This is a genomic window from Duganella sp. AC237, from assembly GCF_979254035.1.
In genome coordinates this window covers 2512605-2538452 of record NZ_CEEDEW010000003.1, presented here as the reverse complement: position 1 = coordinate 2538452, position 25848 = coordinate 2512605, and the positions used below count along the sequence as shown (strand labels likewise).

Here is a 25848-nt window from a genome sequence, read left to right as displayed (position 1 = left end):
CGGGGTCAGGTCCACCATTTCTACACGGCCTAAGCTGTGATTCCAATTCGGGGTCAGGTCCACCATTTCTACACGGCCTAAGCTGTGACGGCGTGACAGCGCCGAGCTTGTGTAGAATTGGTGGACCTGACCCCGGAGTTGATTTTGCTGGGCAAGCGGTTCGGAACGCGATACACTGTATATAAATACAGTTTATCGCTCTCCTCGCTTCCCCTGCAATGATCAAAGTTCTCGATAACGCGTTTTATTACCTGGATAACTTCCATCAGGTGCTGACGTGGATAGGCGACCGTTACGACGATCTGCTGACCACCGAGGAACGCGACTTCATCACCGCCTTTCCCACGCTGCCGCAAGCGTCGCGCGCGCTGCTGGTGCGCATGGTCATGCGCAAGGGAACGCTTTTCCGGGCGAGCAAGCTGGCGTATGCAGAGATCGGTAGCGCGCACGAGGCCGCCCGCCCGCTGACGGCGCTGGGCCTGATCGAGGAAGATCCGCTGCTGGACCTGGAACAGCTGTTCGATCTGCTGCAAAAGCCCGAGATCGGCAAGATTTTCCAGCTGACGCCGCACGTGCGGCAGTTGCGCAAGGCCGAGCAGCTCGAAGCGCTGCGCGAACAGTACGACGGCCAGCACCGCTTTTCCAACTGGTACGAGAATTCCGGCGACCATGTTTATAGCCATCTGACGCAGCAGTTGTGCGACCGTCTGCGCCTTATCTTCTTCGGCAACTATCACCAGGACTGGACCGAGTTCGTGTTGTCCGACCTGGGCATCTACCAGTACGAAAAGGTGGCGTTCTCTCCGGCCGCGCGCGGCTTCCGCAGCCGCCGCGACATCGACGATTTCCTGATGCTGCACCAGTGCCACGAGCGCTTCGTCGACGGCGAGGACCCGGCCGACGTGATCCGCGATCTGCCGCCCTGCTCCGACGATAACGAGTGGCTGCGCAGCCGCCGCGACAAGTTGACCTTCACCATCGCCCAGCACGTGGAAAAGCTGGCCGACTGGAAGGCCGCGCACGCGCTCTACGCAAGCTGCCACTATCCCGGCGCCCGCGCGCGCGCCATCCGCGTGCTGGAAAAGGACGAGCAGCCGCGCGAAGCGTTCGACCTCCTGCAAATCGCGATGCAGCAGCCGGAGAGCGAGGCCGAACGCCAGCAGCTGCTGCGCATGGCGCCGCGCCTGGCGCGCAAGCTGGGCCACGCCAAGTTGCCGCGCACGCCGCTGGCACAGGCGCTGCGCATCGACCTGAGCCTGCCGCCGCCGCAGGAACCGAGCTATGTCGAATTCGTCGTGCGCGACCACCTGACGCGCGACGACGCGCCGGTCTACTACGTCGAAAATTCGCTGATCAACTCGTTGTTCGGCCTGCTGTGCTGGGATGCCGTGTTCTGCCCGATACCGGGCGCCTTCTTCCATCCCTACCATCGCGGACCCGCCGACCTGCACAGCGCCGATTTCCAGCGCCGCCGCGCGCAGCAATTCGCCCACTGCCTGGCGCAGCTCGACGGCGACCAGTACCGCGCCACCATCCTGGCCAATTACGCCGCCAAGACCGGCATCCAGTCGCCCTTCCTGTACTGGGAGGCGCTCGACGAGGACCTGATCGGGCTGGCGCTCGACTGCATCCCGCCGCTGCACCTGAAGCGCGCCTTCGAGCGCATCCTGCTCGACATCAAGGCCAACCGCAGCGGCTTCCCCGACCTGATCCAGTTCTGGCCCGCCGAGCGGCGCTACAACATGATCGAGGTGAAGGGCCCCGGCGACCGCCTGCAGGACAACCAGCTGCGCTGGATCGAATACTGCGCCACGCACCAGATGCCGATCTCGGTGTGCTATCTGCAATGGGCGGCATGAGCGCGATTGCTACCCTACCCACCTACACCGTCGCCGTGCGCGCGCTGTGCGAGTTCACCGCCAAGACCGGCGACCTGGATTTGCGCTTCACGCCCTCGCCCACCGCGCAGGAAGGCATCGCCGGCCACGCGCTGGTGACGTCGCGCCGCGACGAGGATTACGAAACCGAGATTCCTTTGTCCGGCGACTTCGGCCCGCTGCATGTGCGCGGCCGCGCCGACGGTTACGACCGCCGCGCCAACCGGCTGGAGGAAATCAAGACCTATCGCGGCGACTTGAAGAAGATGCCGGACAACCAGCGCCAGCTCCATTGGGCGCAGGTCAAGATCTATGGCCATCTGCTGTGCAAGGAGCAGGGTCTCGACAAGGTGCATCTGGCGCTGGTCTACTTCGACATCGGCAGCCAGAAGGAAACCCTGCTGCACGAAGAGCATACTGCGCTCGGCCTGCGCGCGTATTTTGAACAACAGTGCGGCCTGTTCCTGCAATGGGCGGAAAAAGAGATGGCGCACCGCGAGGCACGCGATGCGCAGCTCAAGGCGATGCGTTTTCCGCACGCCGATTTCCGTCCCGGCCAGCGGCAACTGGCGGAGGCGATGTACAAGGCCAGCAACCGCGGCGTGTGCCTGCTGGCGCAGGCGCCGACCGGCATCGGCAAGACCGTCGGCAGCCTGTTCCCTATGCTGAAGGCGAGCGCCGAACATGGCGTCGACAAGGTGTTTTTCCTGGCCGCGAAAACCTCGGGAAGGCAGATGGCGCTGGACGCCGTCGACATCATCCGCGAGGGCGCGCCGCTGCTGCCTTTGCGCACGCTGGAGCTGGCGGCCAAGTCGACCGCCTGCGTCAATCCGGACAAGGCCTGCCACGGCGAGTCGTGCCCTCTGGCCAAGGGCTTCTACGACCGCCTGCCGGCCGCCCGCCAGTCGGCGCTGGACATCATGCTGCCGCCTGCACCAGAATGCGACGAAGCGCCCAAGGCACCGTTCCTGGCGCTGGACCGCGAGACCTTGCGCGCGGTCGCGCTGGCGCACGACGTTTGCCCGTATTACCTGAGCAGCGAAATGGCGCGCTGGTGCGACATCGTCATCGGCGACTACAACTACTACTTCGACATCAGCGCCATGCTGCACAGCCTCACCTTGCTCAACGACTGGAAAGTCAATGTGCTGGTGGACGAGGCGCACAACATGGTGTCCCGCGCGCGCAAGATGTACTCGGCGGAGATGGAGCACGCCAGCCTGCGCAAGCTGCGCAAGGTGGTGCCTGAGGAATTGAAAAAGCCGCTGGACCGCGTGCACCGCCAATGGAACCAGCTGGAGAAGGACCAGACGGCCGAATACCAGTGCTACGCCTCCTTGCCCGAGAAGTTCATGGGCGCGCTGCAGACGGCGGCCACCGCGATCTCCGACTACATGGCCGACCATCCGAGCCATGCCGACGCCGACCTGCAGGAGTTCTACTTCGGCGCGCTGATGTTCGCGCGGCTGGCCGAGAGCTTCGGCGACCACGCGCTGTTCGACATCGAAAAGAGCGAAGGCGCGCGCGCCAGCCATTCCAACTCGGTGCTCTGCATCCGCAACATCGTGCCGGCGCCCTTCCTCAAGCCGCGCTTCGAGAGCACGCACACCACCGCGCTGTTCTCGGCCACGCTCAGCCCCTGGAACTACTTCGGCGACATGCTCGGCATGCCCGACACCACCGCCTGGGTCGATGTCGAATCGCCGTTCGTGGCCGAGCAGCTGTCGGTGCAGGTGGCGTCGCACATCTCCACGCGCTATCAGCACCGCCAGCAATCGCTGCGTCCCATCGCCGCCTTGATGGGCGGCCAGTACCAGCGCCAGCGCGGTAACTACCTGGCTTTCTTCAGCAGCTTCGATTACATGGAAAAGGCGGCCAACCAGTTCGCGGAGGCCTATCCGGACGTGCCGGTGTGGCGCCAGTCGCGCCGCATGGACGAAGCGGAACGCGCGCAGTTCCTGGCCCGCTTCACGCTGGAGAGCGAAGGCATCGGCTTCGCGGTGCTGGGCGGCTCCTTTGGCGAAGGCGTCGACCTGCCCGGCGCGCGCCTGATCGGCGCCTTCGTCGCCACCCTGGGACTACCGCAGATCAATCCCGTCAACGAGCAAATCCGCTTGCGCATGGACGCCATCTTCGGCGCCGGCTACGACTACACCTACACCTATCCCGGCCTGCAGAAGGTGGTGCAGGCGGCGGGCCGCGTGATCCGCACGCAGTCCGACCAGGGCACCGTCTACCTGATCGACGACCGCTTCGGCCGCCCGGAAATCCAGCAGCTGATGCCGGCCTGGTGGCGCATCGAATCCGCCACTCCCACACCATAGCCGCACACTATTGCGATGATTGTCACAATGGGAAAATCCAATAATATAATGATAATTATTCCATAGTATGATGATCGACTGAGCTCACAAGGCTTTTGTTTATAACTGAACAGGTATATGCCAATGCCGAAGACAATACGCTTCATGCTGTGCGCGCTATCGCTGATCAGCTCACCATCATTCGCCGCCGTGATTATCGTTGCCAACGATGACGTCGCCACCGGCCCGTCGCCCGTCTGGAATGCCAGCATCGATCCTCAAGCCTACTTGTCCAAGTACGACTACAGCGCCAGCCCGGTGATCGCCACCGCCAACGACACGCGGCTGGTGCTGCCCGTGTCTTCCGTGCCGGAGCCGTCGGCGGTGCTGACGGTCATGCTCGGCCTGAGCATGCTGGGCATCGCGGCGCGCCAACAAAGCAAGCCGTTTAGCCGCCCGGCCACACCTACCGAACCGCATCCCTGATTTTCTGGTAACCGCTGCGGCTGACCGGAAGCTTGCCGCCGTCGCGCAGGATCGCCACGTGGCTGTCCTTGGTGGCTTGTTCGATCCGCTCCACGCAGGCGATGTTGACGATGTATGAGCGATGGATGCGCAGGAATTGTTCGCCGTCGAGCTGCCCCTCCAGTTCCGCCAGGCGCTGGTTCTTCAGGTAGCATTTGCCCTCCGCCCTGATCTGCACATAATCGTCCTGCGCTTCGATATAGTCGATCTTGTCGCTGCTGATGACATGCACCTTGGCGCCGTCGCGTATCAGCACGCGGCCCAGCGGCTTGTTGCGCCCTGCCGCCTCGCGCACCATGTTATCCATCGCGGCATCCGCCGGGCCGCCCATCTTGCCCAGATTGGCGCGCGCATGCGCCAGCGCCTGGTCGAAACGCTGCTGGCTGAAGGGTTTGAGCAGATAGTCGAGCGCGTGGAATTCGAACGCCCTGATCGCATACTGGTCGAAGGCGGTGGCGAAGATGTAGCGCGTCTTCGCGCCCGCCAGCTCGGCCACTTCGAAGCCGTCCAGCTTGGGCATCTGGATATCGAGGATCACCACGTCCGGCGACAGCTCGGTGATCGCCTTGACCGCTTCAAAGCCGTTGGCGCATTCGGCCACGATCTCGGCATCCGCGTGCCCCGACAGGTACTCGCGCACCACCGCGCGCGCCAGCATTTCGTCGTCGACGATTACGATACGCATGCTCTGATCTCCACCATCACACTTCACCCCCGGTCGTTTGCGCCGGCATCGCGATCTCCACGCCGAAGCCGTTCTCGTTGTAGCCCCAATGGATGCTGGCTTCGTGCTTGTATGCGCCCGCCAGGCGCTGGCGCACGTTGGTCAGGCCGATGCCGTTGCCATTGCCTTTGCCCGCTGTGGATGCCGCCGGCGGCGACTCCGCGTCGACCGGATTGTCGACGCGGATATACAGCATCGATCCGGCGCGCCGCGCGCCTACCCGGACGGTGCCGCCTTCCGGCATATTGCAGATGCCGTGCTTGACGGCGTTTTCCACCAGCGGCTGGATGATCATCGGCGGCACCAGGCATGCCAGCGCCGCGTCCTCCAGCGACTCCTCCACCAACAGCCGCTGGCCGAAGCGCACCTGCTCGATCCCCAGGAAGTGCCGTATCAGCACCATCTCTTCGCCCAGCGTGACTTTTTTGTGCGCCTCCATGCCCAGGCTTTGACGGAAGAAACTCGCCAGTTCCAGCGTCATGCGGCGCGCCGCCTTGGGGTCCTGCGAGGTCAGCGCGCTGATCGAATTGAGGCTGTTGAACAGGAAGTGCGGATCGATCTGCGTGCGCAGCATGCGCAACTCCGCCTCCTGCGCCATCAACAGCGATTCGAGCTCGCGCTGCTCGGCGTGTTTGGCGCGCACGAATTCGATCACCATGTAATGCAGGGCCGCCGCGAAACCGTACAACAGGATGCCCAGTCCGACGATCAGCGCCGACAGCTGCCGGGTGATGACGATGCCGGCCCAGTCGGCGCCCAGCAACATGGTCACACCGTTCCAGACATGCCCCAGCAGCAGCCACAGTATGCCGCAGACCAGCGCTGCCGCCATCAGCACCAGCGCGATCGACAGCGGCCGGCGGCTGCCCAGCGGATAGGCGCGGCACATGTAGTAGGCCGAGTAGCCGGCCGCGAACGCGTACACCAGGTTGATCGGAATGGCGAACAGCATGGCGTTGGCCATCGGCGTGTCGCCCAGGAGCGCGATCACGGCGCCCAGCGCGACGCCGATGAACAGCCACACCACCATGTAGATGGCCGCGCCGCGTGGGCCGGGGGAGTTCTCCTGCATGCTCGGCTAGTTCTTAATTGCGTACTTCCAGCCCACCCATGATGGCGTAGCCGCGCACGTACAGCACTTTTCCCGGCGCGGCCGGAGGCACGGTCTTTTCCTCGAAGCCGCCCATGATCGGTGTGCCCTGCAACACCACCGTCCAGTCGACCGGCACCTTGATGATGACGCCGCCGAACAGCGAAAAGACGTTGAGCACCGCCTCGCCGTTGATCGAGCTTTGACGCAGATCGAGATCGCAGCCGCCCATCAGCGCGGTGATTTCGCCGCCGCGAAAATCGGCGGTGACGATGCGGCGCTTGAAGGCCCCCATGAAGGAGGTGATGTCGACGCCCATCTGATCGAACTCGCTGTCCGGGTCCGGCTTCGCCCCGCCGCCGGCCTGCTTGAAGACCGAACGGCCGGTGCCCGACTTGAACACCACCGCGCAACCGAACACGATCAGCAGGATGGGCCACAGCGAATGCCAGCTGATATACAAAATGCCGGAGCGGCTCAGGAAGATCAGCAAGCCGGCCGCGATCAAGCCGCCGCCGGTCAACTTGCCGGAGGAGGTCCGGGTTTGCAGCAGTTTCAGGATGCCGAAGAAGATCAACGCCGTCGGCAGCAGGTGGCGCCGGAAATCGAGGTCGATCCAACCCAGGTTATCGACCAGGAACAGCAAGCCGACGACGATGACCGCGATGCCGATGGCCATCTGCGATTTCGGATCGGTTTTGGCGAAGGCGCTCATTTTTGCTCCTTTGCCGCAGCGAAGATGTTGTCCAACAGTGGGCGCAGCAAAAGGCCGATGCCGAAGGCGACGATCAGCGCGGGCCATGTGTCGCCGAAGCCCCAGCCCCAGATGCGGTTGAAGGAAACGTACCACCAGCCGGCGAAGAAGATGTTCGCCAGGCCGCTCAATAAATACTGCGGCGTGGTGGGCGGAATGATTTGTATGATGCCGGTCATGACCACCAGCCATGGCCAGTAGCGCCACAGGCGCACAATGTCGACGTCGAAGTCGATGTAGCCGGCGCGCTCCAGCAGGAAGGCGCAGCCGACGGCGATCATCAGCAGCCCCCAGACCAGCTGTTTGCGCCATTGATATGCTATTTCTGCGTTCATATGAGTTCCCCTGTTCGGTATGGACATAACAATACCGGGGAACGGAAGGCGGGGGAACCGCTATTCGGCGAATAGCGGAAAAGAGCCGGTGAATGACGAAACGGGTGGCGAAACGCGGCAGCGCTCGCCTTGGTTCAGGAACGCCCACCGTTGCCGAGCTTGGGCTCGAACATCAACATGCCCCACCCCAGCTGGCGGCGGATTTCCTCGGGCTTTGGCGGCGGCTTGACGTCGCGCTTGCGGCGCTCGAGGTAGGCCCGGACCAGATGCTTGGATGGATGCGTAGTCTGCGACATGATGTTCTCCCAGTCAGCAACCCTGTTGTTGGTGCCGGTACTTGAGGCTACCGGCTTACCTGCTGCTGAGCTTTCATCTGACGATGCGCTCCAAGCACGCAAGGCCAGTGTACGTCGTGACGCTATCAAAATCTGTACGCCGCCACACACTCGCGATATCGAGACCACCTCACAGCTTACGCTGCAGGAACTCAAGGAAACAGCTGATGCGCTGCGCCAGTTGGGTGTTGCGGTAATACACCGCGTGGATCTGCTGCCGGTAGCCGGTGTAGCTGTCTTCCAGCACCTTGACCAGGCGGCCGGCGTCGAGATCGGCGCGCGTCATGAAGTCGGCCAGGCAGACGATGCCCTGCCCGGCCAGCGCCAGCTGGCGCAAGGTCTCGCCGCTGGAGGCCGAGATCGACGGCGTGATCTGCAGGCTGTTGCCGGTGGCGTGGCGCAACGGCCAGCTGTTGCCCTGCTCGTACTGCGCAAAGCCGGCCAGCGAATGGCCCGCCAGGTCCTCCGGCTTTTGCGGCGTGCCATGCCGCGCCAGGTATTCGGGACTGGCCAGCACGTACAGCGGACTGGAACTGAGGGCGCGCGCGTGCAAGGTCGAATCGGTCAGCGCGCCGATGCGGATGGCGACGTCGGTGCGGTGCTCGATCAAGTCCGCGATCTGGTCGTTGCTGCTCAATTCGAGCTTGATGTCCGGGTACAGCGCGCGGAATTCGGCCAGGTGCGGCACCACGCAATGGAGCATGAACGGCGACGCCGCGTCCACGCACAAACGGCCGGCCGGCTTCTGGCGGCGGATGCGGATGGTCTCCTCGGCCTCCTCCATCGCGCCCAGGATCGCCCGCGCGCGCTCGAGGAACAGGTGGCCCTCCTCGGTCAGCTCCATGCGGCGCGTGGTGCGCGTCAGCAGCGAGGTGGCCAGCTTGTCCTCGAGCCGCGACAGCGCGCGGCTTACGCCGGACGTGGTCTGGCCCAGGTGGACCGACGCCGCGCTGAGCGTGCCGCTGTCGATCACGGTGATGAAGGTTTTCAGATCGTCGGAATTGATATCCACGTTTTCAGCTCAAAAAAATCGTTACGCGACGGTTATGCCACATACAGCAGCACCGCGCCGAAATGGCATGCGCTGCCGCCCAGTACAAACAAATGCCAGACGCCGTGACCGTAGCGCCATTTGTGGTCGGTGACGAAGAAGGCGATGCCCACCGTGTAGACCACGCCGCCGGCGGCCAGCCACATGAAGCCGTTCCAGCCCAGCGCGTCGATCAGCGGACTGGCGCCGATCACGCCGACCCAGCCCATGGCGACATAGATCACCAGGGACAGCACGCGCGCGCCTTTGGCGTACCAGATCTCCTGCAGGATGCCGACAATGGCCAGGCCCCAGACCACGCCGAACAACGACCAGCCCCACGGCCCGCGCAGGCTGACCAAGGTGAACGGCGTGTAGCTGCCGGCGATGAGCAGGTAGATGGCGCAATGGTCCATCCGCCGCAGCACGTCCTTGGCGCGGCCGCGCGTGCTGTGATACAGGGTCGAGGTCAGATACAGTCCGAGCAAAGTGGCCGCGTAGACGCTGAAGCTGACCACTTTCCAGATGTCGCCGCTGCGCGCCGCCAGCACGATCAGCAGCGTGCCGCCTATGGCGGCCAGCACCGCGCCGATAACGTGCGTGATACTGTTGAAGCGCTCTCCGTAATACATATGTGCTTCCAATGCAGATGTGGCCACGGCAGGGAGTGCTGCGGCCAGCTGCATTGTATAGCGCATCGTCCCCGGCCGTGATCGCGCGCCTGACACGTTCACCGGCATTCGACCAGGTACCCGCGACGCGATACCTTCGGTCCAACCTGCTTCGACCATACTTTATTTGCAATTAGCAAAAACTCAATCGTAGCATATTAGGAATTAATACGAAGCAATGTTACAAATTCATGGACGTCGGATTGACCTGTATGCGACATTTGTCGCATAATCACCCCACTCGTCACACAAGGGTAAACCACACATGCCGTTACACCGAATCGCCAGCAGCTTGCTGCTGATCACCGCCGCCGCCAGCGCCGCCGATAGTCCCGAGCCGCTGCAAGTGCAGGTCACGGGCGCCCGCGCCGACCAGCGCCAGCGCGAAACCACCACCGCCATCGTCATCCAACATGAGGAACTGGTGCGCCAGGGCGACCAGTCCCTGTCCGACGCGCTCAAGCGGCTGCCCGGCATCAGCATCGCCGGCACACCAGGCCAGGGCGGCGCGATCAGCATGCGCGGCCTGGGCAACGGCTATACACAGATCATGCTCAACGGAGAACCGGTGGCGGCCGGATTCTCGCTCGATTCCATCGCCCCGGAGATGATCGAGCGGATAGAGATCATGCGCAGCGCAACGGCCGAATTCAGCAACCAGGCGGTGGCCGGCGCCATCAACGTCATTCTGAAAAAGGCGGTCAAACGCGGCCAGCGTTCGCTCAGCGCCAGCGTCGCCCGCCAGGGCGGCGAGACCACGCCAACGCTGACGGCGCAGCTCTCCGACCAGGACAAAGGCTATTCATACAGCCTGGCGGCGACGATGCAGCGCAAGCACACGGACAAGCCTTTTACCGATTTTGAAGAACAGCGTGACCCGAATGGCGCCCTGCTCGTGCTGCGGCGCACGCCGCAAACCGATTCCGGCCGCACGGACTCGCTGACCTTGACGCCACGCCTGAACTGGACGCTGGCAAGTGGCGACACGGTGAGCTGGCAAAGTTTCGCCAATCTGCGCCGGGTCGACAATCGCAACCGCGCCGACGAGACGGCGCTGGTCGGCGGCAACAGCGAGTATCCGCGCAACTTCGCCGACTTCGTGGCGGACTTCGTCATGCTGCGCAGCGATGTCAATTGGACCCACCTGATGTCCAACGGCGCCAAACTGGAGACGAAACTGGGTGTGAACAGCAACCGTCGCAGCGGCGTCTTCGACTTCTACGGCATGGATAACCAGGGCAATCCCAAGGCGCGGCACTTCGTCGATTCCGGGCCGTCGGAAACCAGCGTGACAGCCAGCGGCACGTATCGCCATCCGGTCGGCGAGCGCCACGCGCTGGCGCTGGGCTGGGATGTCAGCCGCGCCGTGCGCGACGAGGACCGCAACGAAAGGACCTTCGATGCCGGCGGCGCGCAGACCGGCGCCAACAACGCCGACTACCGCGCCAACGTCAACCGCCTGGCCTTCTTCATACAGGACGAATGGGAGGCGACCAGGAACTACTCGCTGTATCTGGGCTTGCGCCACGAGCGGCTGGAGACCGCCAGCCGCGCCGACGCGGCCAACGCGCCCGATGCGCTGGACTCGCGCTCGGCGGTCTGGAGTCCGTCGCTGCAAACCCGTTACGCGCTGCCGAACAAGGACGTGCTGCGCCTGGCCGTCAGCCGCACCTACAAGGCGCCGCCGCTGGCCAAGTTGGTGCCGCGCCGCTACACCAACGACAACAACAATAATCCCACCAACCCCGATGAACAGGGTAACCCGAATCTGCGCCCGGAACTGGCGTGGGGGCTGGACGCGGCCTACGAACACTATCTGGGCGACGGTGCGCTGGTCAGCGTCAGCACTTATCTGCGGCGGATACGCGACGTCACGATCACGCGCCTGTTCGAGCAGGATGGCGAATGGGTCGAGGCGCCGTTCAACAACGGCAATGCCAGCGTGCGCGGCGTGGAGCTGGAGGCCAAGCTGCCGCTGCGCCGCCTTGTACGGGGCGCGCCGGCGATCGACCTGCGCGCCAACCTGGCGCGCAACTGGTCGCGCGTCGACAATGTGCCGGGACCCGACAACCGGCTGGAGACGCAGACGCCGCTCACCGCCAACCTCGGCGCGGATTATCGCCCGGATGGCTCGGCGCTGACCTTCGGCGGCAATCTGAATTACCAGGCCGGCGGCGCGGTGCGGCAGGCGCGTCAGGTCCGGCTGGGCAGCAGCGCCAAGCGGGAGCTGGATCTTTACGCGCTATGGAAAATCGACGCGAAGACGCAGTTGCGTATCGCCGGCAGCAACCTGCTGCGACAAACCGCGACCGAGTGGCACGATTACGCCGACGCCGAAGGCATGCGGCACCGGGTGACTGTCACGCCCGGCAGCGCCACGCTGCGCGTGATGCTGGAATATCAACTGTAGGATCAAGTGCGGCAAGGGCGGTGATTCAAATGTGGGACAAGCGTCGGTCCGGCGCTTGATTGAAGGCTGTGCTGTGGTAAGGTTTCATCCATGACGCACGCACAAATCGAACCTGTACAAAAAGTCTATAAACCGTATGAACGATGCATGGTGATGGGGGGTGGCGGCTTCCGGTTTGGCATCTACATCGGCATGTACGCGGCGCTGAGGCAAGCCGGCAAGGCGCCGGACATCCTGCTGGCCAGTTGCGGCGGCGCCATCGCCGCGACCATCATCCACAACCTGCCCGACCCGGGCGGGCAGCGCGGGTGGCTGGCCTCGCGCGCTATGTACGAGTTCTGGTGCGGCCTGAAATCGACCCGCCACGCCGCGCTGATCGGCACCCTGGCGCGCGCCGCCAAACGCAGGCTGTCGCCGGCGAGCGTGCCCGTCATCCCCGACCTGTTCGGCGACTACCTGTTCGACATTCCGCCGCAGCTTCCCTTCCCGGCCGCCAGCGGCGCGCCGGAAGTCGATGTCGCCATCATCGGCGGCAAGCTGCTGTTCGATCCTTCGGAAGTGGGCCAGCCGCGCGGCGAGCGCAAGCTGTTCGCGGAAACCGTGTTTTGCGGCGAGCGTGCCGCGACCGCGCTGCGCGGCATGTCCTCGCCCCTGGCCGACGCGCGATGGGGGCGGCACGCGGTGTCCGCCGATCTGCTGATCGACGGCGGCGTACCGATCGCCGAGGCGGCGCGCATCTCGATCGCCGACATGATCTACTTCCGCTGCCGCCAGTATGGCGGCGACGAATACATCGGCGGCGTGCTGGATCTGTTCCCGGTCGAAATCGCGCGCCGGCTCGGCGACGAGGTGATCATGGAGTTCAAGGAGGCGTTCGACCAGGTGTTCTCGATACCGGCCTGGCGCGCGGTGCTGGGATTGAACGGCAACGCGCGCCTGCGGTATGCCAACACGTATCTGGCGGACCTGCGCATCGACTCGTCCGATGTGTCGCGGGTGCTGGCCAAGCAGCAGTTGCAGCAAAAGCTGCACTGGCGCCGCAACCGCATCGAGCTGGCGATGCCGTCGACGTACGACACCTTTGTGCAGCACATGAACGACCAGTGGCAGTATGGCTATGACCGGGCGACGGAGGCGCTGGCGCATCCGGCCGGGAAGCATCCGCCGGTGCGCCGCGCAACCAAATACAGCAAGCGGTTGCGCGAGGCGTAAGCTGTTGGGCGGCCCAACGGGGACGCCGCCGCTAGCGGCACAGTTCGCGCCACGACTCCTCGAACTCGGCCGGGGCTACGTCCTGCGCCAGCAAGGTCAGTCCGCGGGCGACCGAGATGTAGCGCTGGAACCCGATGTAGGCGCCGAAGGCATCCTTGGCGTTGACTTCGCCGCAGGGCGCGCCGCCCTTGCCGATGAACTGGTTGCGAAATTGCGCCGAACCAGGGTCGCGGATCTTTTCCTTCACATATTTCTCGCCCAAACTGGTCTGTGTCAGAACCTCTTCCTGCTGCTTCTGCGCCTGGCTTTTGCCGCAGGCGGTCACACAAGCCAGCAGCGCCAAGGCCACCGACAGCACCGCACCCCGGCGAAGGGTGTTTGCTAAAGTCATAATGTTTTCTCTTTTGTAATTCCCTCAATCACCTCTAATATAGCAGGTCTGTCAACCGTAACGCCGCAACACCTTGCATTGTTGACAGACTGTGTATTTGTTACTATCCCAAGCTTTACAGTTTGATCAGGAGATCGCATGTTACATAACCATAATATTACCAACCGTGTTTACCAAGTTTTACTGGCCTGTACTTTGTTGCTTGGTAGCTATGCGGAGGCAGCGGACAAACTGGCCAATGTGACCATCCTCGCCACCGGCGGCACCATCGCCGGCAGCGGCGCCAGCAGCACCACCACGGTCGGCTACACCGCCGCCACCGTCGGCGTCGATACCCTGATCAAGGCGGTGCCGGAACTGTCCAAGGTCGCCCAGGTCAAGGGCGAGCAGGTGTTCCAGATCGCCAGCGAAAACATGACCAACGAACACTGGCTGACCCTGGCCAAGCGCGTCAACGTGCTGCTGGCGCAGCCGGACGTGGACGGCATCGTCATCACCCACGGCACCGATACCCTGGAAGAAACCGCTTACTTCCTCGACCTGGTCGTGAAAAGCAAGAAGCCAGTCGTGCTGGTCGGCGCCATGCGCCCGGGCACCGCGCTGTCGGCCGACGGCCCGATCAACCTGTACAACGCCGTGTTGCTGGCCGCCAGTCCCGACGCCGCCGGCAAAGGCGTGCTGGTGGCCATGGCCGACCAGATCCACAGCGCGCGCGACGTGAGCAAGACCAACACCTCGACCCCGGACAGCTTCAAGACCACCGAACTGGGCCTGCTGGGCTACATCCAGGGCAACAAGCCTTACTTCTACCGCGCCTCGACCCGCAAGCACACCGCTGACACCGAATTCGACATCAGCAAACTGGACAAACTGCCGCAAGTGGACATCGTCTACGGCTACGCCAACGTCGGCCCGGTCGCGCTGAACGCGCTGGTCGCCGCCGGCGCCAAGGGCATCATCCACGCCGGCGTCGGCGACGGCAGCCTGGCCGCCTCGGTCAAGACGGCGCTGATCGCCGCCCGCAAACAGGGCGTGATGATCGTGCGTGGCAGCCGCGTCGGCCAGGGCATCCTGGCGCGCAACGGCGAAGCCAACGACGACGAGCTCGACTTCGTTGCCGCCGACACGCTCAATCCGCAAAAAGCGCGCATCCTGCTGATGCTGGCATTGACCAAAACCAATGACAGCAAGGCCGTGCAGAAGATGTTCTACACGTATTAATGTGCCTTACGGATAGTCTGGCCGCCGCATGCGGAACAGGCTGTCCGGTCCTATCTCGAAGTAATCGGCCGGGCCGCCGCCGCGCAAAATCGTGCGCGAGCCCGCCGTGTCATAGATGCCGTCGCGCAGCAGTTCGTTGGCAATGTGCACGCCCACCACCTCCCCCATGATCAGCCAGCCATTGGTCGGCTCCCCCGACGCGCTTTGCAGGCGGATGATCTGCGTGCATTTACATTCGAACGCGACCGGACTTTCCGCCACGCGCGGCACCCCGACGATGCGCGACGGCGCCGGCGTCAGTCCCGCCAGCACGAACTCGTCCACTTCCGGCGGCGCCGGCGCGCAGCTGGCGTTCATCGCCTCGGCCAGCGGGCGCGTCGCCAGATTCCACACGAACTCGCCGGTCTGCTCGATATTGCGCAGCGTGTCCTTGCGTCCCTGGCTGGAAAAGCCGATCAGCGGCGGCGTGTAGTTGAAGGCGTTGAAAAAACTGTAGGGCGCCAGGTTGAGGTTACCCTGTTCGCCGCGCGAGGAAATCCAGCCGATCGGACGCGGTCCGACGATGGCGTTGAAGGGATCGTGCGGCAGGCCGTGGCCCTGTGATGGCTGGTAAAAATAGCGGTCGGTCATATGGTTCCGGTGAGTGCGGCGCGCCACGGCGCCATGGCCGGATTTTCGCACAAGGAGGTGAATTGTGCTCTCGAGCGGACTCGTCCGGCCTGCGGATGACGCGGCCGCGCTTGCGTCATCGCTTCAGGCGCGCCAGCAGCTGGTCCGCCACGGCCGACGCCGAGGCTGGATTCTGGCCGGTGATCAGCTCCCGGTCCACCACCACTTTGCTTTGCCAGTTCGCGGCGCTACTGTAGATGCCGCCCGCGCGCTGCAAGGCCGTCTGCGGCAGGAATTTCATTGTGCCACCGTTCAACATGCCCTTGGCCGCCGCTTCCTCGCTATTGCTAATGACGGTCATCTGGTAGCCGGCATAAATCCATGCCGGCGCCGCCCCCACGGAGGCGGCCGGCGAGATCAGCTTGCGGGTGAACTGCTCGGGCCGCTCCAACGCCGACAACAAGGCGATCGGGCCATGGCACACCAGCGCGGTCGGCTTGGCGCGCGCGTGGAAGTCGCGCAGCAAGCGTCCCAGCGCGGCGCTGTGCGGCAAATCCTGCATCGGCGCGTGGCCGCCGGGAACATAGAGCGCGTCATAGCGGGCGTAACCGCCCTGCTCCACCCGTGCCAGGCTGACCACCGGCGATTGCTCCGCCGACGTGATGCGTAACTTTTCCAGCAACGCCAGATGCTGTTGCATGCTGGCCTCGTCATTGTCGAAGTACATCTTATCGACCGAATGGCGGTCCAGAGACGGCGCCTTGCCCAGTGGCGTGGCGAAGGTGATCGTGTGGCCGGCGTCCAGCAGCTTCTTGACTGGTTGCATCAGTTCGTTGGCGTAGAAGCCGGTGTCGAAGGTCCGGTTGTCACGCAGTTCCAGCTGCGACGCGTCCGACAGGACGACCAGTACGTTGGCGGCGTTGGCGCCCAAGGCCGAGAAACCCAATGCGACGGTGGCGGCGGTGGCGAAGGCGTTGCGGATGGCATTTGTCATGAAAGTACTCCTGCTGAGGTGTTTTGCTATGGCGTTACTTTATTGATGACTGTAAAGTGTGTAAATAACCGAAAACTCAAATCATTTGTTCTTGAAAGGTGGGAATGGCGCGGCAATTCGATCATATGGGGGATGTGGAAGCGTTCGTGACCATCGTCGACAAGGGGACCATCAGCGCCGCGGCGGTGGCGCTGGGTACGACGCCCTCTGTGCTCAGCCGCGCCGTTGCCCGGCTCGAAGCGCGGCTGGGCGTGCAACTCATGCGCCGCACGACGCGCTGCCTGAGCGTGACCGAGGCCGGCACCTTGTATCTGGAGCAGGCGCGCAGCGCGTTCGGACTGATCGCCGATGCCGAGCGCGCGATTCAGGGCCAGGGCGGCGAGCTGTCGGGCACGATACGCATCAGCGCGCCGACGACTTACGGCCACTATCGCCTGCCTCAATTGCTGCGGCCTTTCATGGAGTTGCATCCGAAAGTCATGATCGAACTAAGCATTTCCAACCGCAATGTGGATCTGGTCGAAGAAGGCTACGACATGGCGATACGGCTGGGGGAATTGGCCGACAGCGGCCTGGCCGCCAAGCGCCTCGGCGAGGCCGGCATCTGCCTGGTCGCATCGCCAGACTATCTGCGGCGGGCGGGCACGCCGACGGGACTGGACGATCTGGCGCGCCACGCGTGCCTGCCGTTCACCATGCCGAGCACGGGCCGGCTGTCGCCGTGGCTGCTGAGGGTGGACGGAAAGGATGTCGATTGGACGGCGCCCGCGCGCATGCGCGTGGCCGATGATGTGTTGGGGGTGGTGACCTTGGCGCAGCAAGGCTTGGGCATTTGCCAGACTTACCGCTTTGTCGCCGACGAACGGCTGCGGGCCGGCCAACTGGTCGAAGTGCTGCCGGCTTTAGGCGGCCGCAGCAAACCGTTTTCGCTGATTTATCCGCCGCATCGGCGCATGTCGGCCGCTTGCAGGGCGTTGATCGATAGCTTGCAGCCATAAAAAAACGCGTCCGAGTTCGTAGGCTCGGACGCGTCGTGCAACACCTACCCTAGGTTAAGCTTTTTTGGCTTGCTTGCGGCGTGCGACAAAGCCCAGCAGGCCCAGGCCGGCGGCCATCATGCCGTAGGTTGCTGGTTCCGGCACCGCCGCCACGGCGATGGTCAGGTCGGAGCCGTAAGCGCCGCCGCCGGTGCCGGCAACCAGGCCGTCAACTTGAATGAAATAGCTGCCTGCCGACAGGCCCGTCGCGGTCAGTTCCCAACGGTCGGTCGGATGCGCGCCATTACCGGTGAAGTTGCTGCCGACGTAGGTGTCCAGCACGGCGCTGGTCATCGGATCATATTTCACCAGGTTGAACGAAGTGATCTGCAGATCCTTGACGGTCTTCGACGACAGGTAGCTCGACGTCAGCGAGGTGGACGAGTCGAAATTGGAGTTCAGGGCAAACATGAATTTGTCGGTGAACGTGTTGGTGCGGTCAGCGCTGCCGTAGGTATTGCCGAAATGCGCGTTGAAGCCGCCGGCGCCATCGTTTTCCAGGTTGATGCTGACGGTTTGTCCCACGTTCGCAGCGTAAGCGGCCGAGCCGAACAGGCTGGCGCCTGCGATCATCGATGCCAACAAGATATTTTTGATTTTCATTTTTATTTCCGCAATAGTGAATATTTGAGCAATTAGAGTTACCGAACACCCTTATTCGGTGATGCGGAGAATATAGTTTTGTCTCAGCATCAACTGTGCGGTAACCAACACAAGTGTCGAAAGTACAGGTTATTGCTTTTATGGCATCATCGACGGTTGTTAACAAATTCTGTGGATAAGGCTGTTAACAAGCCTCACCCCCATCCGGCAAGTTGATGTTTTTAAAGAGAAATGTGCCGGTGCGAAAATTTGTCGCAGCCAAAGTTATCCACTGGCATTACACTAATGCATCTTCGCTTTTCAGATTACAAGGAATCCATGACATCGCGCCTCACCGCCCTCGCCTTTGCCCTCAACGCGCTCGTGCTGGGCGGACTTTGCGTCTCCGCTCCGGCCGCCGCGGTCGACGCGCCGGCAAAATACAATCTGCGCGAGCACTACACCAAGTACGAATACCGCATTCCGATGCGCGACGGCGTGCGCCTGTTCACCGCCGTCTACGTGCCCAAGGACGCCAGCAAGCGCTATCCCTTCCTGATGGAACGCACGCCCTACAGCGCCGGCGTGGAAATCGACGACGAGCTGCACTACGGTGTCGATTTTTATCCGGACCATGTCGGGCCGTCGCCCGAGTTCGAGCAAAGCGGTTATATCTTCGTCCAGCAGGATGTGCGCGGCCGTTACATGTCCGAGGGCAAGTGGCAGGAGATGACGCCGCACGTCAACCCCAAGCGCGCCAAAGGCGAAGGCAACGAAAGCCAGGACATGCACGACACCGTCGACTGGCTGTTGAAAAACGTGCCCAACAACAACGGCAAGGTTGGCATCCTGGGCATCTCGTATCCGGGCTTTTACACTTCGGCCAGCATCATCGATTCACATCCGGCCATCAAGGCGGCCTCGCCGCAGGCGCCGGTGACCAATCTGTACATGAACGACGATTCGTACCACGGCGGCGCCTTCATGCTGTCGGCGAACTTCGATTTCTACTCCGCCTTCGTGGACGTGCCGAACCCGACGCCGCTGCCGAAAAGCTGGACCCGCTTCGACTACGGCACCGCCGACGCCTACGAATTCTTCCTCTCGCACCTGACGCTGTCGAACATCACCAACACGATGACGGCAAACCAGCGCACGCTGCTGATGCCCACCATCGAACACGCGACCTACGACGAGTTCTGGAAAACGCGCGACATCGCGCCGCACCTGAAAAACATCAAGGCGGCGGTGCTGACGGTGGGCGGCTGGTACGACGCCGAAGACCTGCAAGGCCCGCTGACCACCTACAGCACGATCAAGCGCAACAATCCCGGCATCTACAGCGGGCTGGTGATGGGTCCGTGGTCGCATGGCGGCTGGAGCCGCTACGACGGCAAGAGCCTGGGCCATGTCCAGTTCGACTCGAAGACCGGCGACTACTTCCGCAGCAAGATCGAATTCCCGTTCTTCGAGCAGCATCTCAAAGGCGTGCCGAACAAGGATGTGTCGGAGGTGTATGCGTTTGAAACAGGCAGCAATGTCTGGCGCAACTACGCTGCGTGGCCGCCGAAGCAGGCCCAGACCCGCACCCTGTATCTGGGACCGAACGGCACGCTCGACTGGAAGCAGCCTGCCGGCGCGGCCCAGGCCTTCGACGAATATGTGGCCGATCCGCGCAAGCCGGTGCCGTACACCGCCTATCCCGCGACCGGCGTGCCGAAGGAATACATGGTGGGCGACCAGCGCTTCGCCTCGACCCGGCCGGACGTGCTGACCTACCGCAGCGAGGTGCTGGAAGAGGACGTGACCCTGAGCGGCCCGGTCAAGCCGCGCCTGTTCGTCTCCACCACCGGCACCGACGCCGACTGGGTCGTCAAACTGATCGACGTCTACCCGTCGAGCTATCCCAACGCCGGACAGAGCGACGAGCACCGCACCGACGTGCCCAAGCCGACCTTGACCATGGCCGGCTACCAGCAACTGGTGCGCGGCGATCCGCTGCGCGGCAAGTTCCGCAACGGCTTCGAGAACCCGCAACCCTTCACGCCGGGCAAGGTGGAGGCGGTCAACTACACCATGAGCGACGTCAACCACACCTTCCGGCGCGGACACCGCATCATGGTGCAGATCCAGAGCTCGTGGTTCCCGCTGGTGGACTTGAATCCCCAGACTTTTGTCGACATTCCGAAAGCCAAGCCCGAGGATTTCCAAAAGGCGACCCAGCGGATTTATCGGTCGCCGTCGATGTACTCTGGCATTGAAGTGCAGCTCATGCCAGCGGCGCGCTGATTCAACGCGGATTCTTGCGTTACTAGCATCTTAGGAGGATAATCCAGATGATAATTATTCCTATTTAGCCAGCGAAGTGTCATGCGACCCAAGTAGCCAGCCAACAACTACTTCGAGGGATTCACATGACACTGACCAAGACCCCGCTGGCCCTGATGCTGGCCAGCCTTTCCTTTGCCAACGCCGCGCTGGCGCAGACCGGCGCGGCGCCCGAGCAGGCCATGCCGGTCGTGACCGTTAGCGGCGAAGCAGACGGCTACCGTCCCACCACCTCCACCACCGGCACCAAGATCGACGCCCAGCTGCGCGACATTCCCCAAACCATCAACGTCGTGCCGCAGGAACTGCTGCGCGATCAAGGCGCGCGCTCGATGCAGGATGTGCTCAAGGCGGTGCCGGGGATCGGCCTGTCGCACGGCGACGGCCAGCGCGACCAGGTGACCATTCGCGGCTTTAGCGCCATCAGCGACCAGTTTGTCGACGGAATGCGCGACGATGCGCTGTATTTCCGCGATTTATCCAATGTCGAACAGATCGAGGTCATCAAAGGGCCAGCTTCGGTGCTGTATGGCCGCGGCTCGTCCGGCGGCATGATCAACCGCATCACCAAAAAGCCGGGCATCGACCGCAGCGAAGTGAGCCTTCAAGTGGGCCGCTGGGGACAGAAACGCGGCGAATTCGACCTGGCGCGCAACCTGACCGACAACGGCGTCGCCTTCCGGGTGACGGGCGCGGCGGAAGACTCGGACAGCTATCGCGACCAGCAATTCCTCAAGCGCCAGGCGCTGGCGCCGTCGGTGCAGTTCAAGCTGGGCGCGGACACGCTGTTGCTGCTACAGGCGGAGTATCTGAAAGACAAACGCGTGACCGACTTCGGCATCCCCTCGTATCAGGGACGCGCGGTCGACGTGCCGGCGGGTACTTATTACGGGGCGGCCAACGCCGAAGACTTCGACTACAGCGAGTCGGAGGTGAAGACCTACGGTTTCACCCTGGACCACCGCTTCAATCCCCAACTGTCGATCCGCAACGCCTTCCGCCACTACGATTACTCGCTCGACCGCAACAATACCTTGGTGGGTTCGGTCAACGAGACGGCGCGTACCGCTTCCCTCACCCGTGGCAATGTCGCCCGCGATGAGGACGGCTACTCGAACCAGACTGAATTGACGCAACTGGCGGAACTGGGAAGCATGCAGCATCAGATACTGTACGGTGTCGAGTTCGGCAAACAGAACAAGAATCAGCTGGTGCGTTCGCAAGCCAACGTGGCAACCGTGTCATTGTTTAACCCGGTCAATCCGGTGGTGCCATTCACCGCCGGCGGCGCGCCGACGTCGAATAACCTGGGCATCTTCAATATTGCCAGCGCTTATTTGCAAGACATGGTGACCTTGGCGCCGCAATGGAAAGCGCTGGCAGGTATTCGCTACGACCGGTTTGAGCAGGAGAATGTCGAAAGGCGTGTGGGTGTTCCGAACGTCAGCCGCACCGACCGTAATTGGAGTCCGCGCGCGGGCCTGGTTTATCAGCCGAACACGGTGCAATCGTATTACGCGTCGTTCAGCCGTTCGTTCCAGCCTTCGGGTGAAGGCTTCGCATTAACCGCGGCGAATGCACAAATGGCGCCGGAGATTACTAAGAATAAAGAAATCGGCGCCAAATATGACTTGTTCAATGGCCGCGCCTCGGCGGGCGTATCCATATTCCAGTTGACGCGCACGAATATTAAAACCGCCGACCCACTGACGCTCCAGTTATTACCTCTCGGCACGCAGCGGACCAAAGGCATAGAGCTGACGTTCAATGGTGATTTGGGTAATGGCTGGAAGACATGGGCGGGCTATTCCTACTTGGATGCAGCGATGACTTCCTCCATCGCGCGGGATGACGGCCAAGCCGTCCAAGGAAAACGTCCGACATTAACTCCCAAGCACGCCGCTAATTTATGGGTGAGCAGAGCGCTTGGCGGCAGTTTCGGCGTTGGCGGCGGCGTCAATTATGTGGGCGACCGTTTCGCCAATCCGGGCAATACGGTAACGCTGCCTAGCTACGTTACTGCGGACGCGATGACCTATTATCGGCACGCGGGTGTCGATTTGACCTTGAACCTGACAAACCTTTTCGACCGCGCTTACATCGTAGCGGGTCACGGCAGCAGCAAGAATTTGAACCTGCCCGGCTCACCCCGCTCGGTGCAGCTGACCGCCCGCTACCGCTTCTAAGGGATCATGTGCCAGAAATCGGTGCGATTGCGCTAATTTTTGGCACGCCCCTCTGACTTCTGAGTTAGATGTTGGCAGCTGAACCTTCCCTTCAGGACGCTGTCTAACGAATAGGTCGGGCTTGGTAGCGCAAAAAAGAATTGAGGGAGCAGCAATCCAATGGAAACACGGACTTCGTCGCTTGAACTAATGGCTGAGAAAACTTTGGAACGGGTCACAGTTCTTGAGGTAGATTTGGCCGTAATCAAATTAAATTACGCGACAAGAGAGGACGTCGCAAAAGTAAAAGAAGACATAGCAAGATTAGAGGTCACTTTGCTCAAATGGTTCATCGGCACGGCGGTCACTATTGCGGGATTAGCCTTTGCTGCAGCAAGATTTTTTAATTAGTTTTTTGATCGAAAGATCCCGCTATGGAAAACCGAATAGCGAACCTAATATCGATAAACCAAAATATCCTGGACCTGCTATCTGCGCTGGACGTTGATTTAGCAGTGGTGAAATCAAACTATGCAACGAAAGAGGATCTTGCAAAGATGGAAGGCACGCTGCTGAAATGGTTTATCGGAACAGCGGTTGCCATTTCAGGCATCGCATTCGCGGCAGCGAGATTCATTCACTGAACTGCGACGACCGGCTCTGAAATAACGAGATAGGGAATGTTTTGGCCTGCCCAGCAGGAATCGAACCTGCGACCCTCAGCTTAGAAGGCTGATGCTCTATCCAACTGAGCTATGGGCAGAGATAACGCGACGAGAACTCATCGCGGAAATGAAAAACGGGTTGTCAGAGACAACCCGTTTTAAAAGTTCTTGGTCGGAGTACAAGGATTCGAACCTTGGACCCCCTGGTCCCAAACCAGGTGCGCTACCGGGCTGCGCTACACTCCGAAGACAGTATTCTAACGCTTGGCGCCCTCGCCGTCAATGTGAGGGCCGGATTAATCTTTCATTGCTGAACCCAGTTGGCACCCTATGCCGCCAACTGCGTTTCCACTTTGTCGGCGATGCGCTGGGCCATCGAATCCGCGTCCTTGGCGTTACGTGCTTCGACCATCACGCGGATCAAAGGTTCCGTGCCCGAGGCGCGAATCAGCACTCGGCCGCTGCCTTCCAGTTCGCGCTCGACCTTTTCCTTTTCGGCCACCATGGCGGCGTTCTTGGTCCAGTCGAAACCCGGGGCAACGCGCACATTGACCAGGGTTTGCGGGAACAGCACCAGCTCGGCCGTGCACTCTTCCAGCGATTTGCCGGCGCGTTTGAGCGCGGAGAGCACTTGCAGCGCCGAGATGATGCCGTCACCGGTGGTGTGCTTGTCCAGGCACAGCAGGTGGCCGGAGCCTTCGCCGCCCAGCAGCCAGCCGTTTTCCTGCATCACCTCCAGCACGTAGCGGTCGCCGACCTTGGCGCGGGCGAAACCGACGCCCTTCTCTTTCAAGGCCACCTCGACCGCCATATTGGTCATCAGCGTGCCGACGGCGCCGGCCACCGGGCCGGTGGCCATGCGGTCCATGACCATCAGGTACAGCAGCTCGTCGCCGTTGTACAGGCGGCCATTGGCGTCGCACATGATCAGGCGGTCGGCGTCGCCGTCCAGCGCGATGCCGAGGTCGGCGCCATGGGCGCGCACCGCCGCAGCCATCGCTTCCGGCGCGGTCGCGCCGTGGCCGAGGTTGATATTGAAGCCGTCCGGCTTATTGCCGATGGCAATTACTTCCGCGCCGAGCTCGTGGAACACATGCGGGGCGATGTTATAGGCGGCGCCGTGCGCGCAGTCGACCACCAGCTTCATGCCGCGCAGGTCCAACTCGTTCGGGAAGGTGCTCTTGCAGAATTCGATGTAGCGGCCCTGGGCGTCGTCCAGGCGCTTGGCGCGGCCCAGTTTTTCCGATGGCACGCAGACCACCGGCAGGTCCAAGGCGGCTTCAATGTCGAGTTCGACCGAATCGGGCAGTTTGGTGCCCTGGTCGGAGAAGAATTTGATGCCGTTGTCCTGGAACGGGTTGTGCGACGCCGAGATCACCACGCCCGCCGACAGGCGCAGCGCGCGCGTCAGGTAGGCGATCGCCGGGGTCGGCATCGGACCGGCCAGCATGACGTCGACGCCGGCCGCCGCGAAGCCGGCCTCCAGCGCCGCTTCCAGCATGTAGCCAGAGATGCGCGTGTCCTTCCCGATCAGGACGGTCGGTCGCTTGCCGCCGGTGCGCGGAGCGCCCGCCAGGACCTTGCCGGCCGCGTAGCCGAGACGCATAACGAAGTCGGGCGTGATCGGCGATTCGCCGACCAGACCGCGGATACCATCGGTGCCAAAATATTTACGTGCCATGTCGTGTGCTCTTTATCGTCGTGTTGTTATTATTTAATTATTGCTTATTTTAATGTGCCGCTTGCCATACCTTGAGGGCGTCAACCGTTTCGGCGACGTCGTGCACGCGGACGATCACCGCCCCGTGCGCCACCGCCGCCAGCGCGCCGCCGACGCTGCCGGCCATGCGCTGCTCGACCGGTTTGCCCGTCACCGCGCCAACCATCGATTTGCGCGACAAGCCCGCCAGCAACGGCATATCCAGTTCCGCAATCAACCGCCTTGTGGCCCTGAGTAAGGCGTAATTATGCTCCACCGTCTTCCCAAAGCCAAAGCCGGGATCGATGCACAATCGACGCGGATCAATTCCCGATGCGATCATGGCATCGATCCGTTCCCGCAAGAAAGCGATGACTTCGGCCACTACGTCGGTGTACGACGGCGCCAGCTGCATATGTTGCGGATCGGATTGCATGTGCATGATACACAGCGCGCAGTCGCTGTCGCGCACCGCCTCCAGCGCGCCCGGCGCGCGGAAGCCGTTGATGTCGTTGATCATGTCGACGCCGGCGATAATGGCTTCGCGCATCACCTGCGGCTTGTAGGTGTCGACCGAGATCGCCGGCCCCTGGTCGCGCAGCGCGTACAGCACCGGCATCACGCGGCGCAGCTCGTCTTCCAGCGGCAGCGGCGGCGCGCCCGGGCGGCTCGATTCGCCGCCGACGTCGATGATGTCTACACCGTCGATTATCATTTGCTCGGCGTGCGAGATGGCGAACTCCAGCGACTGGTAGTGGCCGCCGTCGGAAAACGAATCGGGGGTGACGTTGAGGATGCCCATCACGCGGGCGCGCGCGGACTCGCCTTGCAGGGGGTAATTGAATCGGCCGAACTGTAATGTGGATCGCATGAAGAAAATGGGTGGGGGAA

General features: G+C 62.4%; 24 protein-coding genes and 2 tRNA genes. 11 read left to right on the top strand and 15 right to left on the bottom strand.

Features of this window, described 5'->3' with window-relative positions; translation table 11 throughout:
* Positions 1-218 precede the first annotated feature (218 nt).
* The 3 genes from AC0IYS_RS11675 to AC0IYS_RS11665 all read left to right on the top strand — a co-directional run bounded on the left by AC0IYS_RS11675 (position 219) and on the right by AC0IYS_RS11665 (position 4666).
* The gene (locus AC0IYS_RS11675) at positions 219-1859 is read left to right on the top strand and encodes a VRR-NUC domain-containing protein (protein WP_471705294.1); all 1641 of its coding nucleotides are present in this window, start codon (positions 219-221) and stop codon (positions 1857-1859) included.
* Positions 1847-4201, top strand: a complete 2355-nt coding sequence (locus AC0IYS_RS11670) for an ATP-dependent DNA helicase (protein ID WP_471708846.1) — start codon at positions 1847-1849, stop codon at positions 4199-4201. Before AC0IYS_RS11675 ends, AC0IYS_RS11670 begins: the two co-directional genes overlap by 13 nt.
* Before the next feature lie 123 nt (positions 4202-4324).
* A complete protein-coding gene (locus AC0IYS_RS11665) occupies positions 4325-4666 on the top strand; it encodes a PEP-CTERM sorting domain-containing protein (RefSeq protein WP_471705293.1) in 342 nt (113 codons plus the stop codon).
* Here the strand turns inward: AC0IYS_RS11665 and AC0IYS_RS11660 are convergent.
* The 7 genes from AC0IYS_RS11660 to trhA form a co-directional block, all read right to left on the bottom strand.
* Positions 4647-5390 carry a LytR/AlgR family response regulator transcription factor gene (locus AC0IYS_RS11660; protein ID WP_471705292.1) on the bottom strand — a complete coding sequence of 248 codons (744 nt, stop codon included), beginning with the start codon at positions 5388-5390 and terminating at the stop codon, positions 4647-4649. The two genes, AC0IYS_RS11665 and AC0IYS_RS11660, sit on opposite strands and share 20 nt — an antisense overlap.
* 16 nt (positions 5391-5406) lie before the next feature.
* Entirely contained in the window at positions 5407-6501 is a 1095-nt protein-coding gene (locus AC0IYS_RS11655; protein WP_471705291.1) for a sensor histidine kinase, read from the bottom strand.
* Positions 6502-6514: 13 nt separating this feature from the next.
* Entirely contained in the window at positions 6515-7234 is a 720-nt protein-coding gene (locus AC0IYS_RS11650; protein ID WP_471705290.1) for a LiaI-LiaF-like domain-containing protein, read from the bottom strand.
* Positions 7231-7608, bottom strand: coding sequence for a LiaI-LiaF-like domain-containing protein (locus AC0IYS_RS11645; protein ID WP_471705289.1), 378 nt, complete (start codon positions 7606-7608; stop codon positions 7231-7233). The genes AC0IYS_RS11650 and AC0IYS_RS11645 overlap by 4 nt, the downstream gene beginning before the upstream one ends.
* Positions 7609-7742: 134 nt before the next feature.
* Positions 7743-7904: a hypothetical protein gene (locus AC0IYS_RS11640; protein ID WP_471705288.1), complete on the bottom strand. Its 162-nt coding sequence runs from the start codon at positions 7902-7904 to the stop codon at positions 7743-7745.
* A gap of 169 nt (positions 7905-8073) precedes the next feature.
* The gene (locus tag AC0IYS_RS11635; protein WP_471705287.1) at positions 8074-8955 is read right to left on the bottom strand and encodes a LysR substrate-binding domain-containing protein; all 882 of its coding nucleotides are present in this window, start codon (positions 8953-8955) and stop codon (positions 8074-8076) included.
* A gap of 32 nt (positions 8956-8987) precedes the next feature.
* Positions 8988-9605 (bottom strand): PAQR family membrane homeostasis protein TrhA, encoded by a 618-nt coding sequence (gene trhA / locus AC0IYS_RS11630; RefSeq protein WP_471705286.1) that lies wholly within the window; start codon positions 9603-9605, stop codon positions 8988-8990.
* 304 nt (positions 9606-9909) lie between these two features.
* On the opposite strand from trhA, the gene AC0IYS_RS11625 reads away from it, so the two are divergent.
* Together AC0IYS_RS11625 and AC0IYS_RS11620 are read left to right on the top strand one after the other, a co-directional pair.
* Positions 9910-12054: a TonB-dependent receptor plug domain-containing protein gene (locus AC0IYS_RS11625; protein ID WP_471705285.1), complete on the top strand. Its 2145-nt coding sequence runs from the start codon at positions 9910-9912 to the stop codon at positions 12052-12054.
* Positions 12055-12144: 90 nt separating this feature from the next.
* On the top strand, positions 12145-13266 hold the full coding sequence (locus AC0IYS_RS11620; protein ID WP_471705284.1) for a patatin-like phospholipase family protein: 1122 nt from the start codon (positions 12145-12147) through the stop codon (positions 13264-13266).
* 31 nt (positions 13267-13297) lie between these two features.
* Here the strand turns inward: AC0IYS_RS11620 and AC0IYS_RS11615 are convergent, their stop codons facing one another.
* Positions 13298-13657, bottom strand: coding sequence for a hypothetical protein (locus tag AC0IYS_RS11615; RefSeq protein ID WP_471705283.1), 360 nt, complete (start codon positions 13655-13657; stop codon positions 13298-13300).
* A 138-nt stretch (positions 13658-13795) separates the two neighbouring features.
* Here AC0IYS_RS11615 and AC0IYS_RS11610 point away from each other — a divergent pair, with 138 nt between their 5' ends.
* A complete protein-coding gene (locus AC0IYS_RS11610; protein ID WP_471705282.1) occupies positions 13796-14878 on the top strand; it encodes a type II asparaginase in 1083 nt (360 codons plus the stop codon).
* A 6-nt stretch (positions 14879-14884) separates the two neighbouring features.
* Here AC0IYS_RS11610 and AC0IYS_RS11605 read toward each other — a convergent pair whose 3' ends face one another.
* Positions 14885-15508, bottom strand: coding sequence for a flavin reductase family protein (locus tag AC0IYS_RS11605; protein WP_471705281.1), 624 nt, complete (start codon positions 15506-15508; stop codon positions 14885-14887).
* Positions 15509-15623: 115 nt separating this feature from the next.
* Complete coding sequence (locus AC0IYS_RS11600) at positions 15624-16481, bottom strand: type 1 glutamine amidotransferase domain-containing protein (protein ID WP_471705280.1); 858 nt, start codon at positions 16479-16481, stop codon at positions 15624-15626.
* Positions 16482-16585: 104 nt separating this feature from the next.
* Between AC0IYS_RS11600 and AC0IYS_RS11595 the strand changes: the two genes are divergently transcribed.
* Positions 16586-17479: a LysR family transcriptional regulator gene (locus AC0IYS_RS11595; protein WP_471705279.1), complete on the top strand. Its 894-nt coding sequence runs from the start codon at positions 16586-16588 to the stop codon at positions 17477-17479.
* A 54-nt stretch (positions 17480-17533) separates the two neighbouring features.
* On the opposite strand, the gene AC0IYS_RS11590 is transcribed toward AC0IYS_RS11595, so the two are convergent.
* Positions 17534-18121 (bottom strand): FxDxF family PEP-CTERM protein, encoded by a 588-nt coding sequence (locus AC0IYS_RS11590; RefSeq protein WP_471705278.1) that lies wholly within the window; start codon positions 18119-18121, stop codon positions 17534-17536.
* 318 nt (positions 18122-18439) lie between these two features.
* Between AC0IYS_RS11590 and AC0IYS_RS11585 the strand changes: the two genes are divergently transcribed.
* The 4 genes from AC0IYS_RS11585 (at position 18440) to AC0IYS_RS11570 (ending at position 23237) form a co-directional block, all read left to right on the top strand.
* On the top strand, positions 18440-20389 hold the full coding sequence (locus AC0IYS_RS11585; RefSeq protein ID WP_471705277.1) for a CocE/NonD family hydrolase: 1950 nt from the start codon (positions 18440-18442) through the stop codon (positions 20387-20389).
* A 125-nt stretch (positions 20390-20514) separates the two neighbouring features.
* The gene (locus AC0IYS_RS11580) at positions 20515-22614 is read left to right on the top strand and encodes a TonB-dependent receptor (protein ID WP_471705276.1); all 2100 of its coding nucleotides are present in this window, start codon (positions 20515-20517) and stop codon (positions 22612-22614) included.
* Positions 22615-22773: 159 nt separating this feature from the next.
* On the top strand, positions 22774-23004 hold the full coding sequence (locus tag AC0IYS_RS11575) for a hypothetical protein (protein WP_471705275.1): 231 nt from the start codon (positions 22774-22776) through the stop codon (positions 23002-23004).
* A gap of 23 nt (positions 23005-23027) precedes the next feature.
* A complete protein-coding gene (locus tag AC0IYS_RS11570) occupies positions 23028-23237 on the top strand; it encodes a hypothetical protein (protein ID WP_471705274.1) in 210 nt (69 codons plus the stop codon).
* A 42-nt stretch (positions 23238-23279) separates the two neighbouring features.
* Here the strand turns inward: AC0IYS_RS11570 and AC0IYS_RS11565 are convergent.
* The 4 genes from AC0IYS_RS11565 to folP form a co-directional block, all read right to left on the bottom strand.
* Positions 23280-23356: transfer RNA gene (locus AC0IYS_RS11565), tRNA-Arg, on the bottom strand.
* Positions 23357-23427: 71 nt separating this feature from the next.
* A tRNA-Pro gene (locus AC0IYS_RS11560) sits at positions 23428-23504 on the bottom strand.
* A gap of 82 nt (positions 23505-23586) precedes the next feature.
* Positions 23587-24939: a phosphoglucosamine mutase gene (glmM, locus tag AC0IYS_RS11555; RefSeq protein ID WP_471705273.1), complete on the bottom strand. Its 1353-nt coding sequence runs from the start codon at positions 24937-24939 to the stop codon at positions 23587-23589.
* A 49-nt stretch (positions 24940-24988) separates the two neighbouring features.
* Positions 24989-25828, bottom strand: coding sequence for a dihydropteroate synthase (gene folP / locus AC0IYS_RS11550; RefSeq protein ID WP_471705272.1), 840 nt, complete (start codon positions 25826-25828; stop codon positions 24989-24991).
* Positions 25829-25848: the final 20 nt, after the last annotated feature.

Excerpts from the sequence above, each read along its gene's own strand:
- AC0IYS_RS11675 (WP_471705294.1), top strand. The coding sequence starts at position 219 with ATGATCAAAGTTCTCGATAACGCGTTTTATTACCTGGATAACTTCCAT.
- AC0IYS_RS11670 (WP_471708846.1), top strand. The coding sequence starts at position 1,847 with ATGGGCGGCATGAGCGCGATTGCTACCCTACCCACCTACACCGTCGCC.
- AC0IYS_RS11665 (WP_471705293.1), top strand. The coding sequence starts at position 4,325 with ATGCCGAAGACAATACGCTTCATGCTGTGCGCGCTATCGCTGATCAGC.
- AC0IYS_RS11660 (WP_471705292.1), bottom strand. The coding sequence starts at position 5,390 with ATGCGTATCGTAATCGTCGACGACGAAATGCTGGCGCGCGCGGTGGTG.
- AC0IYS_RS11655 (WP_471705291.1), bottom strand. The coding sequence starts at position 6,501 with ATGCAGGAGAACTCCCCCGGCCCACGCGGCGCGGCCATCTACATGGTG.
- AC0IYS_RS11650 (WP_471705290.1), bottom strand. The coding sequence starts at position 7,234 with ATGAGCGCCTTCGCCAAAACCGATCCGAAATCGCAGATGGCCATCGGC.
- AC0IYS_RS11645 (WP_471705289.1), bottom strand. The coding sequence starts at position 7,608 with ATGAACGCAGAAATAGCATATCAATGGCGCAAACAGCTGGTCTGGGGG.
- AC0IYS_RS11640 (WP_471705288.1), bottom strand. The coding sequence starts at position 7,904 with ATGTCGCAGACTACGCATCCATCCAAGCATCTGGTCCGGGCCTACCTC.
- trhA (WP_471705286.1), bottom strand. The coding sequence starts at position 9,605 with ATGTATTACGGAGAGCGCTTCAACAGTATCACGCACGTTATCGGCGCG.
- AC0IYS_RS11625 (WP_471705285.1), top strand. The coding sequence starts at position 9,910 with ATGCCGTTACACCGAATCGCCAGCAGCTTGCTGCTGATCACCGCCGCC.
- AC0IYS_RS11620 (WP_471705284.1), top strand. The coding sequence starts at position 12,145 with ATGACGCACGCACAAATCGAACCTGTACAAAAAGTCTATAAACCGTAT.
- AC0IYS_RS11615 (WP_471705283.1), bottom strand. The coding sequence starts at position 13,657 with ATGACTTTAGCAAACACCCTTCGCCGGGGTGCGGTGCTGTCGGTGGCC.
- AC0IYS_RS11610 (WP_471705282.1), top strand. The coding sequence starts at position 13,796 with ATGTTACATAACCATAATATTACCAACCGTGTTTACCAAGTTTTACTG.
- AC0IYS_RS11605 (WP_471705281.1), bottom strand. The coding sequence starts at position 15,508 with ATGACCGACCGCTATTTTTACCAGCCATCACAGGGCCACGGCCTGCCG.
- AC0IYS_RS11600 (WP_471705280.1), bottom strand. The coding sequence starts at position 16,481 with ATGACAAATGCCATCCGCAACGCCTTCGCCACCGCCGCCACCGTCGCA.
- AC0IYS_RS11595 (WP_471705279.1), top strand. The coding sequence starts at position 16,586 with ATGGCGCGGCAATTCGATCATATGGGGGATGTGGAAGCGTTCGTGACC.
- AC0IYS_RS11590 (WP_471705278.1), bottom strand. The coding sequence starts at position 18,121 with ATGAAAATCAAAAATATCTTGTTGGCATCGATGATCGCAGGCGCCAGC.
- AC0IYS_RS11585 (WP_471705277.1), top strand. The coding sequence starts at position 18,440 with ATGACATCGCGCCTCACCGCCCTCGCCTTTGCCCTCAACGCGCTCGTG.
- AC0IYS_RS11580 (WP_471705276.1), top strand. The coding sequence starts at position 20,515 with ATGACACTGACCAAGACCCCGCTGGCCCTGATGCTGGCCAGCCTTTCC.
- AC0IYS_RS11575 (WP_471705275.1), top strand. The coding sequence starts at position 22,774 with ATGGAAACACGGACTTCGTCGCTTGAACTAATGGCTGAGAAAACTTTG.
- AC0IYS_RS11570 (WP_471705274.1), top strand. The coding sequence starts at position 23,028 with ATGGAAAACCGAATAGCGAACCTAATATCGATAAACCAAAATATCCTG.
- glmM (WP_471705273.1), bottom strand. The coding sequence starts at position 24,939 with ATGGCACGTAAATATTTTGGCACCGATGGTATCCGCGGTCTGGTCGGC.
- folP (WP_471705272.1), bottom strand. The coding sequence starts at position 25,828 with ATGCGATCCACATTACAGTTCGGCCGATTCAATTACCCCCTGCAAGGC.